General features: G+C 44.3%; 16 protein-coding genes. 7 read left to right on the plus strand and 9 right to left on the minus strand.

Annotation, left to right across the window (positions count from 1 at the left end; genetic code table 11):
• Position 1 precedes the first annotated feature (1 nt).
• The 4 genes from urtD to urtA all read right to left on the minus strand — a co-directional run bounded on the left by urtD (position 2) and on the right by urtA (position 5,028).
• Positions 2–853, minus strand: a complete 852-nt coding sequence (urtD, locus tag VME0621_RS15800; RefSeq protein ID WP_006074655.1) for an urea ABC transporter ATP-binding protein UrtD — start codon at positions 851–853, stop codon at positions 2–4.
• Positions 850–1,998, minus strand: coding sequence for an urea ABC transporter permease subunit UrtC (urtC, locus tag VME0621_RS15805; protein WP_062458413.1), 1,149 nt, complete (start codon positions 1,996–1,998; stop codon positions 850–852). Before urtC ends, urtD begins: the two co-directional genes overlap by 4 nt.
• Before the next feature lie 14 nt (positions 1,999–2,012).
• A complete protein-coding gene (gene urtB / locus VME0621_RS15810) occupies positions 2,013–3,638 on the minus strand; it encodes an urea ABC transporter permease subunit UrtB (protein WP_062458416.1) in 1,626 nt (541 codons plus the stop codon).
• 100 nt (positions 3,639–3,738) lie between these two features.
• A complete protein-coding gene (urtA, locus tag VME0621_RS15815) occupies positions 3,739–5,028 on the minus strand; it encodes an urea ABC transporter substrate-binding protein (protein WP_062458420.1) in 1,290 nt (429 codons plus the stop codon).
• Between the two features lie 384 nt (positions 5,029–5,412).
• On the opposite strand from urtA, the gene VME0621_RS15820 reads away from it, so the two are divergent.
• Positions 5,413–6,789, plus strand: coding sequence for an MATE family efflux transporter (locus tag VME0621_RS15820; RefSeq protein ID WP_062458423.1), 1,377 nt, complete (start codon positions 5,413–5,415; stop codon positions 6,787–6,789).
• 17 nt (positions 6,790–6,806) lie between these two features.
• Here VME0621_RS15820 and VME0621_RS15825 read toward each other — a convergent pair whose 3' ends face one another.
• Positions 6,807–7,652, minus strand: a complete 846-nt coding sequence (locus VME0621_RS15825) for a GNAT family N-acetyltransferase (protein WP_231892955.1) — start codon at positions 7,650–7,652, stop codon at positions 6,807–6,809.
• Positions 7,653–7,783: 131 nt separating this feature from the next.
• Here VME0621_RS15825 and VME0621_RS15830 point away from each other — a divergent pair, with 131 nt between their 5' ends.
• Together VME0621_RS15830 and VME0621_RS15835 are read left to right on the plus strand one after the other, a co-directional pair.
• Complete coding sequence (locus tag VME0621_RS15830) at positions 7,784–8,449, plus strand: CatB-related O-acetyltransferase (protein ID WP_062458436.1); 666 nt, start codon at positions 7,784–7,786, stop codon at positions 8,447–8,449.
• Positions 8,450–8,575: 126 nt separating this feature from the next.
• Positions 8,576–9,001 carry a DUF6515 family protein gene (locus VME0621_RS15835; protein WP_062458438.1) on the plus strand — a complete coding sequence of 142 codons (426 nt, stop codon included), beginning with the start codon at positions 8,576–8,578 and terminating at the stop codon, positions 8,999–9,001.
• Between the two features lie 84 nt (positions 9,002–9,085).
• On the opposite strand, the gene VME0621_RS26640 is transcribed toward VME0621_RS15835, so the two are convergent.
• The 3 genes from VME0621_RS26640 to VME0621_RS15845 form a co-directional block, all read right to left on the minus strand.
• The gene (locus tag VME0621_RS26640) at positions 9,086–9,250 is read right to left on the minus strand and encodes a hypothetical protein (protein WP_156020246.1); all 165 of its coding nucleotides are present in this window, start codon (positions 9,248–9,250) and stop codon (positions 9,086–9,088) included.
• Positions 9,251–9,424: 174 nt separating this feature from the next.
• Entirely contained in the window at positions 9,425–10,885 is a 1,461-nt protein-coding gene (locus VME0621_RS15840) for a lipid-binding SYLF domain-containing protein (protein WP_062458440.1), read from the minus strand.
• 104 nt (positions 10,886–10,989) lie between these two features.
• Positions 10,990–11,739, minus strand: coding sequence for an MBL fold metallo-hydrolase (locus VME0621_RS15845; protein ID WP_062458443.1), 750 nt, complete (start codon positions 11,737–11,739; stop codon positions 10,990–10,992).
• A 298-nt stretch (positions 11,740–12,037) separates the two neighbouring features.
• Between VME0621_RS15845 and lpxL the strand changes: the two genes are divergently transcribed.
• Positions 12,038–12,967: an LpxL/LpxP family Kdo(2)-lipid IV(A) lauroyl/palmitoleoyl acyltransferase gene (lpxL, locus tag VME0621_RS15850; RefSeq protein ID WP_062458446.1), complete on the plus strand. Its 930-nt coding sequence runs from the start codon at positions 12,038–12,040 to the stop codon at positions 12,965–12,967.
• A gap of 49 nt (positions 12,968–13,016) precedes the next feature.
• On the plus strand, positions 13,017–13,418 hold the full coding sequence (locus VME0621_RS15855; protein ID WP_065311704.1) for a hypothetical protein: 402 nt from the start codon (positions 13,017–13,019) through the stop codon (positions 13,416–13,418).
• 91 nt (positions 13,419–13,509) lie between these two features.
• On the opposite strand, the gene VME0621_RS15860 is transcribed toward VME0621_RS15855, so the two are convergent.
• Positions 13,510–14,640 (minus strand): 1-acyl-sn-glycerol-3-phosphate acyltransferase, encoded by a 1,131-nt coding sequence (locus tag VME0621_RS15860; protein ID WP_006070949.1) that lies wholly within the window; start codon positions 14,638–14,640, stop codon positions 13,510–13,512.
• Positions 14,641–14,839: 199 nt separating this feature from the next.
• On the opposite strand from VME0621_RS15860, the gene VME0621_RS15865 reads away from it, so the two are divergent.
• Both VME0621_RS15865 and VME0621_RS15870 read left to right on the plus strand, forming a co-directional pair.
• Positions 14,840–15,448: a hypothetical protein gene (locus VME0621_RS15865; RefSeq protein ID WP_038227213.1), complete on the plus strand. Its 609-nt coding sequence runs from the start codon at positions 14,840–14,842 to the stop codon at positions 15,446–15,448.
• 311 nt (positions 15,449–15,759) lie between these two features.
• A complete protein-coding gene (locus tag VME0621_RS15870) occupies positions 15,760–17,241 on the plus strand; it encodes a cryptochrome/deoxyribodipyrimidine photo-lyase family protein (protein WP_062458449.1) in 1,482 nt (493 codons plus the stop codon).
• Positions 17,242–17,352: the final 111 nt, after the last annotated feature.

The following is a 17,352-nucleotide window of genomic DNA, read 5'->3' on the forward strand; positions in this document are numbered from 1 at the left end:
ATTATTCCCCTAAATACACTTGTTTTACTTCTGGATGAGATTGCACTTGATCCATGGTTCCTTCCGCCAAGACATGTCCTTGATGGAGCACAGTTACGTGGCTGGCAATAGAGCGAACAAAATCCATATCATGCTCTACCACGACCACCGAGTGTTTACCCGCCAGCGAGTTCAATAGCTCCGAGGTGCGATCCATTTCTTGATGAGTCATGCCTGCTACAGGCTCATCCACCAGCAACAACTTAGGGTTTTGCATCAGCAACATGCCGATCTCTAACCATTGCTTTTGTCCATGAGACAAGTTACCAGCCGTCAGCGTGGAGTGAGCTTGCAAATGAATCAGCGTCAAGACTGACTCTAACTTGTCCTTTTGCTCGCCAGACAGTTTGGCAACAAACGTCCCCCAAACCCCGCGAACGCCGGACATAGCCAACTCTAAGTTCTGCCAGACGGTTAGACATTCAATAACGGTCGGTTTTTGGAACTTTCTACCAACGCCTGCATTGGCAATTTCAGACTCGTTCATTTTTAACAAGTTAATATTAGAGCCCAACCAGACTTGCCCTGTGTCTGGCTTCGTTTTGCCCGTGATGATGTCCATCATGGTGGTTTTTCCCGCACCATTGGGACCAATGATGCAACGTAACTCCCCCTCTTTGATATATAGGTTGAGATCGTTGATGGCCTTAAACCCGTCAAAGCTTTTGTTGACCCCTTCCACGTACAGAAGGACGTTATGACGAGTATCAATTAGGGGGTGATGATCCGGTTTTAAAAAAGAGAACACTTCGTCTCGACGAGTCAATTCTTGAACTGAGCTTTTCAGTTGTTGGGCTCGATGCAGCGTCGTCATACTGTGACCTCCTCTGCCTTAGTTTTCGGGTTAGATGCCTTTTTGCGGATTTGTTGAACTTTGTCGGAGAAGAAGCCAATCAAACCTTTAGGGAAATACATCGTTGAGAGGACAAACAACCCACCCAACGCAAACAACCACACTTCTGGAAACTCGACCGTAAACCAACTCTTTGCATAGTTGATCACCAATGCCCCTACAATGGCACCGAACAAGGTAGCGCGACCGCCAATGGCAACCCAGACAACCACTTCAATGGAGTTGAGAGGTGCAAACTCACCAGGGTTAATGATGCCCACCTGTGGGACATATAAAGCGCCCGCAACACCAGCTATGACTGCCGATAACACAAAGATCCAAAGCTTGATACCATCAACGTCATAGCCCATAAATCGGGTTCGTGACTCAGTATCACGAATCGCCATCGAAACACGCCCTAATCGGCTACTAATGATGGTTCGACAGACCACATAACTCACTACCAAAGCGATGCCAGTAATCATAAATAGTGCAATTTTGGTGGCATCCTGCTGTAAGCTAAAACCTAAGATATCTTTAAAGTCAGTGAGACCATTATTGCCACCAAATCCCATCTCATTGCGGAAAAAAGCCAGCATTAATGCGTAGGTCAAAGCTTGGGTCATAATGGATAAATACACGCCCGACACACGAGAGCGGAAAGCGAGATATCCAAACACGTAAGCCAAAGCACCAGGAACCAACACTACCATCAAACAAGCAAACCAGAATTGGTCAAAGCCCTGCCAAAACCAAGGCAGAGCTTGCCAGTCTAGAAACACCATAAAGTCCGGCAAAATAGGATTACCATAGACACCCCGATCACCAATTTGACGCATCAAGTACATGCCCATGGCATAACCACCTAGAGCAAAAAAAGCCCCGTGCCCAAGGCTCAAAATCCCTAGATAACCCCAGACTAAGTCCACAGCGAGTGCCAACATGGCGTAACTGAGATACTTACCCATAAGTGAAATGGTGAAGGTTTCAACATGAAGTGGGTGACCTACTGGCAACAAGGTGTTCGCCAGTGGCACGACAACAACAGCAACTAGGAGAGCCAGAATGGTAAGCTGACCACCCCTATCCCCCCTTAATGCCGATAGAACGAAAGATTTAGATTGCATAGTGTCAGTTATCCTTAACCTTCAGCCGCTCGCCCGCGCTGTGGAAATAAACCACGTGGACGTTTTTGAATGAACAAAATGATGAATACCAATACCAAGATTTTGGCCAATACCGCCCCAGCCCAAGGTTCAAGGATCTTATTGAATAGGCCAAGGCTTAATCCCGCAACGAGCGTTCCCCACAAGTTACCAACGCCACCGAACACCACCACCATAAACGAGTCTATGATGTAGGCTTGTCCCATATTCGGCCCCACATTGGTGAGCTGGGATAACGCCACTCCTGCCACTCCTGCTACTCCAGACCCTAGCCCGAACGTCAATGCATCCACTCTCTCGGAACGAATGCCCATTGCTCTCGCCATAGCTCTATTTTGTGATACGGCCCGAACCTGCAAACCCAGTGGGGTTTTCTTAAGCACCATCACCAAGCCGATAAACACCATGATGCAGAACAAAATGATGTAAAGACGGTTATAGGTAAGTGACAACATTGGGTTGACTTGCAGCGCACCTGACATCCAATCAGGTGTGCTCACTGAGCGATTAAGTGGAGAGAAAATGGAGCGCACAGCTTGCTGCAGGATCAAACTGATCCCGAAAGTCGCTAGCAAGGTTTCTAGTGGTCGACCATAAAGATGACGAATGACGCTTCGCTCAATGGCAATACCTACTAGTCCAGAGACAATAAACGCCATAGGGATAGAAAGAATCAACGCTAGACCAATTTGGTTTGGCATTAACTGCTGCATGACATAGGTGGTGTAAGCACCGATCATAATCAGCTCACCATGCGCCATATTAATCACACCCATCACACCAAAGGTGATGGCTAACCCGATCCCTGCGAGTACCAAAACCGACCCTAAGCTGAGCCCGAAAAATACCGTCTCAACCCCTGAGTAGAATTTTTGACTTTGTTGATAGCGGTCTAATGCGCGCTCTGCTTCAGTAAGCACGAGTTCGTCAGTTTCCGTTTTCAGCACTTGATTAAGCGTTGATAACACTACCGATTGTTTGTAGTCAGATAGAACATCAATGGCGGCAATCCGCTGCTCAGTGGTGTTACCTGTTAGCACGTCATCAATGGATAGTGCGAGACGCAACAGGCTTGCAATCTCTTGTTCCGTTTCAATACTGGCTCTTTGTCTAAGACGGGAGATAACTGCATCGTCGGTTTGCCCAACTAATGCTGTTACTGCATTTAAACGAATCGTTGCATCGGCATGATCCAACCCGAGCGAGGCAATTTCTAAACGAATTAAGCTTCGTAGTTTGTTGTTCACCCGAACTTTTTTGAACTGGCGAGAAGACTCGACAGCGAGCGTAATATCGCTCCATGCACTGACTACTTGAGCCGCATTGCGGATATCGCTGGATAGAAATAATTGTTGGTATTGCTCACTCGACTTGTCATTGAAATAATACAGATTGCCATGTAGCCAAGCAGTTAACACAGATTTAGCGACATCGCTGGGTTCGTGGTCCACGAGCCAAGACATAGCTGCTTGTTTTTGAGGGGTGCTTTTTCCTATGAGCACTTTTGTGAAAGACTCTCGGTCACTTACGTTTGCCAACGCGACATTCGTACTCAAAATTAAGAACACGACCACTTTCAATAATTGAGTTATGTTTTTCATGAAATGCGTCCTTTGCGTTGCCCTCTGTTGAAATACATTGAGGACAAGATCTAAAAGGTGCTTTCACGAGAAACCGTGAAAACACCATACCGTCTAGCAACTAGTTTGCGCTTCCTGAGCACTTACCAGTTTCGACGTTGAACGCACCACAAGAAAATGGTTTAGACCAACTAGAATAGAGCTTTGCAGATTCTGGCAAAAAGTTTGACCATGCATCACCAGCCACTAAACCCTTAGTTTCCCAAACGATATCAAACTGCCCGTCGTCTTGAATCTCACCGATCAGCACGGGTTTGGTAATGTGGTGATTAGGTAGCATAGTCGAGTAGCCCCCAGACAGATTTGGCACCGAAACACCAATTAGCGCATCTTGAACTTGTTCTGCATCCGTCGTACCCGCATTGGTTACCGCTTGAGTCCACATATTGAAACCAATGTAGTGTGCTTCCATTGGGTCATTCGTCACTCGTTTGTCACTCGCGATAAACTTCTGCCAAGTTTCTACAAATTCTTCATTTGCCTGCGTGTCGACACTCATAAAGTAGTTCCAGGCTGCCAGATGCCCGACTAACGCCGACGTATCCATCCCAGATAGCTCTTCTTCACCTACTGAGAATGCGACTACGGGAATATCCTCCGAAGAGACACCTTGCGCGCCTAACTCTTTATAAAAGGGGACATTCGCATCGCCATTAATCGTAGAAACCACCGCCGTTTTTTTACCCTCAGAGCCAAACTTCTTAATGTCTGAAACAATCGACTGCCAATCAGAATGACCAAATGGCGTGTAGCTGATCATGATGTCTTTCTCACTGACACCTTTGTCTTTTAAGTAAGCTTCTAAGATCTTATTCGTCGTGCGTGGATAAACATAGTCTGTCCCTGCCAGCACCCAACGCTCGACGTCCAGTTCGGTCATCAGGTAGTCAACGGCAGGAACGGCTTGCTGGTTTGGCGCGGCACCAGTGTAGAACACATTCTTCGAAGACTCTTCGCCTTCGTACTGCACTGGATAAAATAAGATGCTGTTTAACTCTTCAAAAACGGGCAACATCGACTTACGAGAGACCGATGTCCACCCACCGAACACTACATCCACTTTTTCTTTTTCCACTAATTCGCGAGCTTTCTCCGCAAACAATGGCCAGTTGGAAGCAGGATCGACAACCACAGCTTCTAGCTGCTTCCCGAGTAAACCGCCCTTTTTGTTTTGTTCTTCCACCAGCATTAAGATGGTATCTTTTAGCGTGGTTTCACTGATGGCCATGGTGCCAGATAATGAGTGCAATACTCCGACTTTAATCGTTTCTTCCTCAGCCACTGCCATACCCGATACAAGAGCCATTGAAGCACTCACTGCAGCAAGCTTAAGTTTGAACGTCATGTTCATGTTGGATATCTCCCTATTATGAATAGTTATGTCTAACTTTCACATTTCAAGAAGAGTGCCAGATATGACAATTACAATCCCGAAGACTCAACGAATTGAATATTAAAGCTTTTATATCAAACCAGCACTGAATTGAATCTCAATGCTCATTCTGGTGCGCTGCATATTGGTGCAATCATAAGTAGATTTTCACCAAGATAGCGATATCACTCGCAATATTTACCTCCTGCCTTTGTTCTTTAGACTCAAGCTATTAAAAAACCTCTTTGGTTTACGCTTCCATATAAGAAAAATGCGACTAACTCGACACCTCATCTAAGGTAACTGATTGCATACCATGTTGATTCTCATTAGTTTAATAAGGCAGACAATAGGGAGAAAGTGATGCAACAACAAACCTTTAGTGAATTTATCAAACGTGTTTTGATGCTTGGCGTGCCTATCGCTTTGCAAAGCTTACTGATGAGCAGCTTGGGGTTTGTTGATAGTTTAATGATCAGTCAATTAGGTACTCAGGAAGTCGCCGCTGCGGGTATTGGTGCGAGAATATTTTGGGTTTCTATCGTTTTTATCTGGGGATTAAGCTCCGGAATGGGGATTTTACTTGCGCAATATTGGGGCGCACAAGACGAGCATGGCCTAAAGAACAACCTTGCATTAGGCACTATTGTGACCCAAATATTTGCCTGTCTCTGCTTCTCTATCTGCTTTTTTACGCCGCAGTTACTCCCTCAACTGTTTAATCCAAGTCGCGAGGTACTTGCACTCTCCAGCCAATATGTACAACTGCTGGGCGTCGCAACCCTGCTCTCAGGATTAACCATTGCTGCGGATACGGCACTGCGCTCTATTGGACAAACGCAAATCAATCTTTACTTGTCCATCATAGAGATTGGCCTGAACGTTGCGTTGAACTACGTACTCATCTTCGGCCACTTTGGTGCCCCAGAACTTGGTTTACTTGGCGCAGGCATCGGCAGTGTGATCGCGCGTAGTGTTCGTCTTATTGCCGTCATTACTCTTATCTATTATCGATACCCAGCACTAGCACTCCGCCTTAAGCATATATCCAATGCTTTTAAACCTTCATTGGTTCGTAAGTTTTTCACGATTACTTACCCTATTGTCGTCGGAACCTTTATCTGGTGCGCAGGGATCTTTACCTTCCACTTGATTCTTGGCCGCATGGGCGAAACCGAACTGGCGACTATGGCTGTGATTACGCCGTTAGAGTCTATTGGACTTTCTGTGGCTCATGGTTTATCTAGCGCTGTCGGTATCATGATTGGCAACAGTTTGGGTGCGAATCAGTTTGGACTCAGCACCATTTACGCACGCTGGGCATTCAAATCCGCCATTCTTCTGGGCGCTGTACTCGGCGGACTATTACTAATAATGCAAACTGCCATATTGAAACTCTATGGAGCGCTATCGCTAGAAGTTATCGACTTGATGGCACTAAGCTTCCCAATTGTCGCGTTGAGTATCTTGATGCGCAGCATCAACATCACCTTGATTGTGGGGATTTTGCGTAGCGGCGGAGACAACAAATTCTGTATGAATATGGACTTTGTTTGCCAGTGGGTCTGGGCTGTACCACTCACCGCTTTGGGAGCGATGTTCTTTGACTGGTCGTTTCCGGTAGTATTGTTAATGATGACATCAGAAGAGATCGTCAAAGCTTTCCCCGCTACTTGGCGTGTATTCAGTCATCGATGGGTCAACAATCTGACTGATAGCGAAGCACGACCAACCGCTTAACATGAGCTTTCAGGCAGCTAACCAATTTCAAAAGAAGTCACGCCAAAGGTTCTACTAAGAGCAATATCAGGACTGCCCTTGGTATACATGCGCGCTGTCTCAAAACAGGCGGTCATTTGATGATTTGATGCCAACTTTAGTGCTGCTTTATTGGTTTCAGGGACATCTAGAAAAACCGGTTGGCCTGACTCAACACTCGAAGTAAGTCCAGTATAGAGCCTATTTGCAATACTCATTGAGTCAGCAAATAACGGTCCTATTTTATACCCATCTTTGCACTGCCGAATAACCCCAATACCTTTAATATCAGAAGGTGTACCAACATATAAAGCCACACTGTTTGGCTGAAACAGCCATGATTGATAGAACGCCTCTCGATGTGACGGGAAAAAGGGGAGCAAGTAATGCTGAGCTAAATCCAAACTTACACTATGCAAAGGCTTGATAGTCTCTTGATTATATGGCGATGATGCGGTTAGGCTTTGATAGCGAATATTACGGTGTGACAAGACAAATCCAGAGCGCTTGTAGTTGTCCTGTTGGTCTACGACGCCATCCAAAGCAACATTGCAACCCTCTAAATAAGCCATTCCTTTACGCCAAATTTGTATTCCATACCCTTTCCCCCGATACTCTGGTTTGACGATATAAAACCCCAAGAAGCCAAAGTTGTGGTCATATTTGATCACAGAGATACACGCTATCGGCTCACCGTCTAAACTCCCTAGCAAGAAGCCGGACGGGTCAGCAAGGAAGTACTGCTGAGCATCATTGAGCCCTGGATTCCAGCCCTCTTCCGCCGCCCAATCGACCGCTAACTGCACCTCTTCCAAATTCATTTGTCTAATATGAAATCCCTTCATATTTGCACCTTTCATTGCGTCTACTGTTATAAGTAACTTAGTGGGCAATACAAACTTCTACAACAAGCTCATTGGAAGCGACTAAAGGTCGTGCTAGATTTTGTGAGTCATTACCAAAAAGAACGAAAGACATGAATACATTTCCTAACTGGCTTCAAGGTGAAGTCATCAAAGACAAGGTTACTAACCCTAATATTCAGGTTGGCGACTACTCCTATTACTCTGGCTTTTACCACGGCAACAGCTTCGAAGATATTGCAGTTCGGTACCTACTGGGCGACAAACCCACGAGAGAATTTTGGGAAAGCGGTGCTTATACCGATATCGATAAACTGATCATCGGTAAGTTTTGCTCTTTTGCGTCAGGGGCAACGTTTATGCTCGCGGGCAACCAAGGGCATCGACTTGATTGGATTTCTACCTTCCCATTCTCACAAGAAACCTTCGGTACTGATGTCAAAGATGGCTTTCAGAAAGCGGGCGATACTATCGTTGGCAACGATGTGTGGATTGGCAGTGAAGCGATGATTATGCCTGGAGTCAAAATCGGCGATGGCGCGGTCATTGGCGCTCGTTCGGTTATCACCAAAGACGTAGAGCCTTATACCATTGTGGTTGGTCATAATACGGTGATCAAAAAACGTTTCAGCGAAGATCAGATCAATAAATTGCTTGAGATGCAATGGTGGAACTGGCCTCTAGAAACACTAAAACAAGTTATGTCCGTAATGTGTAGCCCTGATATTGATGCGTTGTATCAATACTATCAATCACATCCAGACTTAGTACATTCATGATAACTATTTAAGCAAGTTAACCTATTGTCGCTCCATGTAAAACCTACCAGCTGCTGACAGGCGGTTAACTCCACAATCGTGAATACATAGACAATGACCTGAGAACACACATATCTTAGGTCATTCATGAACAAAAAATTCTCCCAAAAAACGCCATTACTCATCTTATTCTTGAGCGTTTTTTCCTCCCCTACCTTTGCTGACCCTTGGCATAAACACTTCGACAAACCGTGGAAAAAGCACAAACATCATAAGAAAGAAGTTCACATTGTACGCCACTATGAGCCACATAGAATGCCGGACTCCACCGTTATGCTAGCCATCGCGGGCGTTACCTATGCGTTGATTGATGGTCACTACTACAAAAAAGAGAAGCACAAATACATTATCGTAGAGAAGCCACCAAAGAGGCGTTACCGACGAGGACAAATGGTGAAAAAGCTCCCTGAAGGGGCAACAGCAGTGAATAAAAGAGGACAACAGTACTTTGTTTCGAGAGGAAATTGGTTTCTTGCGGTGAGCAATGGTAAGTACGTTGTGGTTGAGCCGTAGCTCTTAAAGAAGGAGGGCTTAGGCGATACTCACATGAACTGCTTTAGGGAGTATCGCTTACTTTTCAAATCCTTGAAAGGCTGGTTACATAACCCAAGTTAGGCTAAGTAACAAAACTACAGCTGAAGTCGCAAGGTACATAGTTAGGATAGTTGCGATCTCACCTAGAGTAGAAGTTGAAGATTTTGATGCTTTTTCTACTTCTGTAGTTTTTTCAGTGTCCAATGTTGATAGAAGTGCTGCGTTCATTTTCTCTACCTTATGTAATAACATTTCAAAAGACAGAGCGAATTTTACTCATTTCGTGACGAAGGTCAAATGTTTTAAGTAATTTAATTACGAATAATTTTATGGATTGTCGATTAGTTTATCTAATCCAATCCGGCTTAATCATCGTCACCTCTTTGGATGAGCAAACCTCAGTTAAAAGCGTCGGGTTAGACTCGAAATAAACTGACGCTTTTTACTTCCATTCTGTCCATACTCCATAGAAAGAGACCAATCTCGATTGAAGTTATAGTTGGCACCCACTAACCCCAGCCACTTATCAATATTCTCTTGCTCAACCTTATAATCAATAGACTCATTGGTGCCTGGGATTGGTTGTGACCCCGAAATGGTTAAACGGCTATCCAGATAGGTTGCCCCAGCATAAATGGCAATGGATTGAGTGCCTTTAAGTGGAATTTGCTTACCAACACGAGGCGAGATATTAAGAACAAACCCTTCAGCATCACTGCGACGCATGTCCGCATAAGAGACCGAAATTGGAACTGTGAAGAAGTAATCTTTCCAACCTGAAGCTAGGATAGTGCCAACGGTATAATTGGTACCACTTAGATCGGCGACAACGGGCACTGTAAGTGCTTTGTCTTCTACTCTATTACACACTGGCTTATTCGCAAGTTTGGAACAATCTATACCTGCCTGATTGATAAAGTCGTTCCCATCAATAGTAAATTGAATATCAGCTTCACCACTGATTTTACCAACCGTCGCGAAGACATTCATAAACGGGAATACCCAAGCATCTAGCTTTAACTGTGGAGTTTGTGTATGGCTGGTATTGTTATCAAACGACACGAAGTCAATCGGTACTTTGTTTGAACCACGAAAGCCAACTTCTAAATCATTAAGCTGCATTTGTTGGAATGTATCGGCATAAATCACACTGATACCAAATGGCTTTGGCAAGCTAAACCCTTTATCAATAACATTCTGAGCATAGAAAGGCAGCGCTCGGTCCCACTTCTTAGGTGGCGCATCACTGGCAGTAATAGGCTCTTTATTTGGTACTCGATTTTCTCCAAGCCCTGTCTCTGTTAGGTCGTAGTTAACCGAAACCGACACTACCTTCGCACTACCGACGGCACCACCACCGGAACTAGAAATAAGATAGATAGGTACGTCTTCATCTCTACCTGCTAAGCTCATACTGCTAAACTGGCCATCTTCACCTAAAAACCACTCAGCTCCGACTGAAGGTTCCCAAGATCCACTGCGATATTCCTTTAATGTTGAAACATCGTTGAAGATAGCCAACGCTTGAGTAGTACCTAGTGAAAGGCCAGCCCCCACTTCGTATCGGTTGACGTTGATATAGGTTACGGAACCATCTCGTTGGTCATAGATTGCACCAACTCCAGTACCACCACCTAAAACAGGGATCTTTACATTAGACATAGAAACAGCAGCGTAACCATCAGCATAGGCAAGCCGCTCAGGTAAGTCAGGGTAACGTTCACTGAGCTGATTAATCAGTGTATCTGATGTAGCATTAATCTCTTTGCGGGCCGCTTGGCGCTCTTCTGGAGGAATGGAAGAACTGCAACCTGCCAGTGTCAATATACTCAATGCAACAATGTATGGATATTTGCTGTGCATAGCGGACCCCAAGTCAAAAGGAGGGCAGCCTACTTTATTGTGCGCTACGTCTCATCATAAGACACCGATTCAATCAATTGTTAGTAAATATTAATAGCTTTGATTCAATTCTGTAGCCGTTCAGCGGCTGAAACAAATCCTTCACGTGCATTTTCTATAATGGGAAAGCCATGCGCTGGTAGTAAAGCATCATAGTTCAACATCGCCTTTTCCATTAGCTCAGTGGCCGTTGGTTTAGCCATTTTTAGCCATCCAGGGCCAAAATTATTTGGAGAAATGAAACCCATATGGGGCATCACCCACTTTGCAAACCAATTGAAATATTCATCAGGTCGGGACCAGTTCTGCATACTGTCGCCAGATACCAAAATACCTTTATCCCGATGCAGCAGAATCAGGCCTTCCTTGGGGGTACTGGTGGAAAACTCATGATAGGACGCACCATTAATAGGAAGATCATCACCCGACTTTAGAATTCGATCAGCACGGTAGTATTCTGCACTTTCTTCACTTGAAAATCCTCGTATATAAGGCGCATCCACTGACCACAAGGTTGCTCCAAACGTTTCTTTATAAAATGGGTCATCAAAGCCATGAAAGGCAGCTAATCGAATGACGTGTTTGACGTCGCCCAACTCATCTAACTCAGCGATGCCTTCGTCACTCAGTCTCACCGAGTTTATTAAAATAAGGTCTCCACCTTGTTTAATCACAATCATATTTCGACTAAAGACAAGATTAAACGGTCCCCATTTAGGGTGTGGCGCTTTCATGGAAACAGACCCTGTGACCAAATAAATATTTTCCAATACTTGAGTCAATTCACCATGGGGTAATGCTTCGGGATAGTTCATTAGGTCACCTAAATGTACAAACTTGATTTGATTATAGACAACCACTGACAAATCACTACGTTACATGACATCAAGTCAATCAATAGATCTTTATAATTATATAGCGGATCAGTATCAAATATAGAGTAATAACGACCAATCAATGGAACGAACTCTCATCAAGAAGTATTAGTAATACTGACGGCATTCAACGCTTCTCCGAGTCACTTCTTCACTGAACTGCTCGATTTTATATTCATTGTAAATTGCCCGAATTACCAATAGGGATCATTGGCAATTAAACGCGAATACTTTAATTATGAATATTGTACCAAGACCGTTATTTTCAGTGCGTATGCTAGCCCCTAAATACTGGGGAATCTGGTGTGCCTTTGGATTTCTCGCTTTCATCGTCAACGTCCTTCCTTACTCCTTTTTGCGCGGACTAGGCACTGGAACCGGATTATTGGCGATGAAAATACTCAAGAAACGGTCCCAAGTTGCCGCCCAAAATCTAGCACTTTGTTTTCCTCATTACACAGCTCAACAACGCGATTTAATACTGAGAAACACCTTTAAACGCACTGGCATCGCACTGTTTGAAACGGGTATGGCTTGGTTTTGGCCTGAATGGCGACTACGCAGAATCTCTTCCGTTGTCGACAGGGAAGTCCTTTTAGAACAAGAGGCGGCGGGGCGAGGAACCTTGGTAGTGTGCAGTCATCACCTAAATCTAGAAATGACCGCTTCAATATTCGGTCAGTTTGCTCAAGGTTTTGGCGTTTATCGACCTCATTCAAACCTGGTTTACGAGTTCGTCCAACATAGAGGTCGCACCCGAAGTGGCCATCAAATGATTGACCGAACAGATGTAAGAACCATGCTTAGAGCGCTTAAAAAGGGATGCCGACTCTGGTATTTGCCAGACCATGATTATGGTCATCACAACTCAGTATTTGCACCGTTTTTTGCAGTGCAGCAAGCTGCTGTAACAGCAGGCCCCAGCGTCCTCATTGATGCCACAAACTGTGCCGTAATTTCAGGGGTTACTGTCGTACAAGATAATCATTATACGTTGCATATTGGCGAGGATTTGAGCGAGCAAATTCCAAGGCGTGACCCTGAAACTGCAGCCAAGGTACTAAACAAGGAACTAGAAGGAATGATTGAGCGCGATATTCCCGGTTGGATGTGGCTACATAAACGGTTTAAGACACGTCCAGAGGGCGCGAGCAGCCTGTACTCCTAACAATTGATTTATAAGAAAATAGCACCTAACGGGAAAGGAGATTTGTAGTATGTTTCGAGCCCTACTCCTAATATGGAGCCTTGCTGTAACCTTACCAGTTATGTCGATGGAATATGAGACACTAAGTATCGACCAGCCAGCGATACACTATTCCGAATTGGCGTTTCCAAATAGCGATAACATCCAACCCAATCGCAGTGATTTCTCTATCAATAACTATGTTCTCATGAGTAGCGAGTCAGGAGAACGGTGGGCGGTTGTCACCGTAACCAATACTTCTTCAGCCAAACGTACTATCAATCAAACGCAGTTAGTTGCTATCTTGGCTAATGGCGAACGTATATTTGCTGAAGACTTCCATGAATCAGTTGGTCCGAACAAAACCACTTCTCTCACCATTAACTTTGGTTGGAACAAATTTCCAATTTTATCGATCTATTCAAGACACTAAGCGTCAATTAGCCGCTTGGCTTTTCGGAAAATAAAAAACCAGTCAATACGACTGGTTTTTTTAACTTTGAACTCGTGCCCTACAGCAAAAATTAAGCGGAGAGTTTCTCGCGCTCTTTAATGATATTTTTTACCGGGTTCGCATAACTATCAATTAAGAACGGGTGAGCACCTTCTGGTAAAGCATCCAATTTATCTTGAAGCGTCGCGCGAGTCGTTCCAGTGATAAACTCATCTTCCAAACCTGCCGCCAACTTATTAATTGGAAACAGTGTGTAGTTTTCGTGAATCTGACGATCAATCTCTTCCGCAAGCGCTTCTGGCGTATCAAAATCTTGATCGATTACGTCACCAAATACAACGTGAACGCTGTCTTTACGGCCTACAATACCTTGGACGATACTCTCGATATCTTCAAATTCTCCTTTCTCGTAGTTACCATGCGTCGCTTTCTCGTAAAGCTCGTTAGCTTTCGCGATGTCACATGGATCGTTTTCGTACGAAATCGAAACAGGAACAATCTTTAAAGAACGGATGTACTCAGCAAAAGGTATCTTTTGCTTACGCCCTTCTACGTGGAACATTTTAAGAATAGCTGGATCAGTAAAATCGTTACCGTCTTTTGCTCGACCTTCTTTTTGGGCGATCCAAATGGAATTGCCAGTGTCCAGTGAGTGCTTAATGTATGAAGACAAAGTGCCCAACGCCTTCATCATTTCACGAGGGCCTTTCAAGGAGCGCTTTACAATGAAGCTCTTGTTTAGACGCATTAGTTCTGTAGCGCAAGGCTTCTTCAACAAGTTGTCACCAATCGCGATACGAACTGTTCTATGGTTGCCTTCATGCAGACCATAATTGACTAGAGCCGGATCCATCGCAATGTCTCTGTGATTGGAGACAAATAGGTACGACGTATTTTTGTCTAATTTGTCGAGACCTTTGTACACCACACCTTTCGTTGTCGTATCCAAGGTTTGCTCTAGGTATTTTTTTACCTCTAATTGAATAGCTTCAACGCTATCCAGTTTCGCCCACTTAAACTTCAAGTACACTTTTACCATTGGGCTCATTAGAGCTTTGAACCAAGGGGCATGATTTGAAAAGCGATGTTGCAAAATTGCATCTATAAACTCTGCATCATTAATCAAACGGTCAATCGCTGCAGGAATCTCTTCGTCGTTGTACGGACGAATATCAATATATGGGTCGTTTTGTGTTGTCATGTTTGTTACATCAAATTAAAAGCTGCACTATTCTACGCTTAGTGTCTAAAGACCGCAGCTAACTTAAGTCTATTTTTGTTAAGGTCAGACCACACTTTTGCATGATTGTTCAGCACAGCGCACATAAAAGTGCGATCTTAGGTTGGATTTGGGATTCACTCACGGTAATCTACGCGCAGTTTAACTACCAAAGACCATCATGAACCACGCCATAGACTTTCAATCCATCAGCTACGACTTGCTGACTATTACACCTCGTAAAAAGACACTACATAATCAGCTGTTCAGAGTTGAGAGTGGGAAGGTGTTGTTGAAGCTTGGAAAAAATGAATATGTCTTTAATGCCGGTGATACATTCTGGCTACCACTGGATTGTTTGATGAGTTTAACCATCTTGCCAACAAGTCACGTGAGTGTAGTGAAATTCTCTGTCAGACTAACGGATTCTTTTCCCAAGCAAGCTGGTCAGGTCAACGTAAGCACGCTTACTTCCGCGCTCTTGGATAGGCTTCTTATTGAAAGTTGTGTTGATATCACCAAGGACTTGCTTCAAGTCATTCGTCATGATGTGACGAAGCTTTCTCCAAAACTATCACAAACTCAAGAATGCTTAGCAGTAAGTCAATGGAAACCGAACAGTGAGACAATTTCTGGCGAACTCGCACTCGCATTGCTTGTAAGAGAAGCTCGAAAGCAAAGACTATCAGGGATCAAATTAGAGGCTATCTGTGACAATCTTTTCGCAGGAAATAGAGAGCAACTTCAATTACTGTCTCAAAGCTTATTGGGCAACACTGACCTCCGTTAATTGACCGCAGAGCACACCCTACCTATTTCTAACTTTTCCTACTACTTTTCTTGGCGTCTCTGGTTGAACGGCTATCATCAGAGACGATACATCTCAATAACAGACAACTATTCAATACTATTGACTATTAAGGAAGTAATATAACAATCCTAAGTGATTGGCACTAGGCTTCATAAAGATCTTACTTCAAACATAGTAGTAAAGCTGATGTAGGACGCCTCAATAGCGTTATTAGAATTAATCCATTGGTCTTCTGAGAAATATGTACTCGCTTTACGTAGACATGATTCAGGAAACCAAAGAGGTTAATGATGCAGACCATTAATATTGTATGGCTTAAGCGTGATTTACGCTTAACCGATCACCAGCCCTTGCAGCAAGCCTTGTTGTCTAAGTTCCCAACCGTACTTCTATATGTTTTTGAACCCATGCTGCTTGATAACCCTCATTATTCTGAACGACACTGGCGTTTCGTTTGGCAGTCCCTAACCGATATGAACGCTACGCTTGCCCCTCTCTCTCACAATGTCACTATCATGCACGGTGACGCCTTAGAGTGCTTTCGCTCTATAAGCAACCGTTTCTATATTAATGCAGTATTTTCTCATCAGGAGCTTGGCCTGAACTGTACTTTTGAACGAGATAAAAACATAGCCACTTGGTTTCAAAAACACAACATACCGTGGCACGAATACCAACTCGGTGCAGTAATACGAGGAGCTGCCAACAGAACTCACTGGGATAAACGTTGGAACAAAGTAATGAGAGAGCCTATTTTAGATATCCAACTCCATAACAAGGCACTTACCACTCTCGACACGGTTAGTCTTGATCATGCTTTTTCTCCACCACTAAACTGGCAATCAAAACTTAAGGGTATGCAGACTGGCGGTAGTTCGCTAGCTTGGGAGACGCTACATGATTTCTTCCAGCAACGCGGTCGTGAATACTATCGTTCCTTATCTAGCCCTACAGCGTCTCGGGTGGCGTGCTCACGCCTCTCTCCCTATCTTGCGTGGGGTAACATCTCGCTTCGACAAGTTTACCAAAGCCTATTACAGCATTGGCAAGTTACTGGTTTTCGTCGCAGTCTAGTCGCTCTGTCTTCTCGTTTACATTGGCACTGTCATTTTATGCAGAAATTCGAATCGGAGTGTAAGATGGAGTTTCGTTGCCTAAACAAAGCCTATGAGCCACTGCTGGAACACAACAGTAGTAGAGATCTAATACTGTTAGAGGCCTGGAAACAAGGTAAAACAGGCATACCGTTAGTCGATGCTAGTATGCGCTGCTTGCACCGGACAGGGTATCTCAACTTTCGAATGCGCGCCATGCTAGTCAGCTTTCTAACCCATCATCTAAATATAGACTGGCGTGCAGGCGTCACACACTTAGCGCAGCTTTTTCTAGACTTTGAGCCCGGTATTCACTACCCACAGTTTCAAATGCAGGCCGGCATCACAGGGGTAAATACGATCCGTATCTACAACCCCACGAAACAAGCTCAAGAGCACGACTCTGAGGGTAAGTTTATTCTCAAGTGGCTGCCTGAGTTGTCTAAAGTGCCTGTGCCACTTTTGTTTGAGCCTTGGAAGATGACAGCGATGGAAGCCATTATGTACGATCTCGACTCTTCCACCCCCTACCTCAACCCCATCATCGATTTGGAATCCAATGCAAAGACAGCAAGGGAGAGACTCTGGACATGGCGAAAAAGACTTGATGTCAAAGAAGAAGGACAACGTATTCTGTCACGTCACGTTCGGTTATCAAGTCACAAGAAACGCGGTTGATCGACCAACCGACTTGACGCGTAAGATAGCTGTTTTATCACCTTTGAAAGAGACATTTATTGATACAGTTATCGTTGAAATTCTGCCTCTTTTAGCACGTAAAAATATCGA

It is taken from the genome of Vibrio mediterranei (genome assembly GCF_900088415.1).
GTDB classification, from domain to species: domain Bacteria; phylum Pseudomonadota; class Gammaproteobacteria; order Enterobacterales; family Vibrionaceae; genus Vibrio; species Vibrio mediterranei.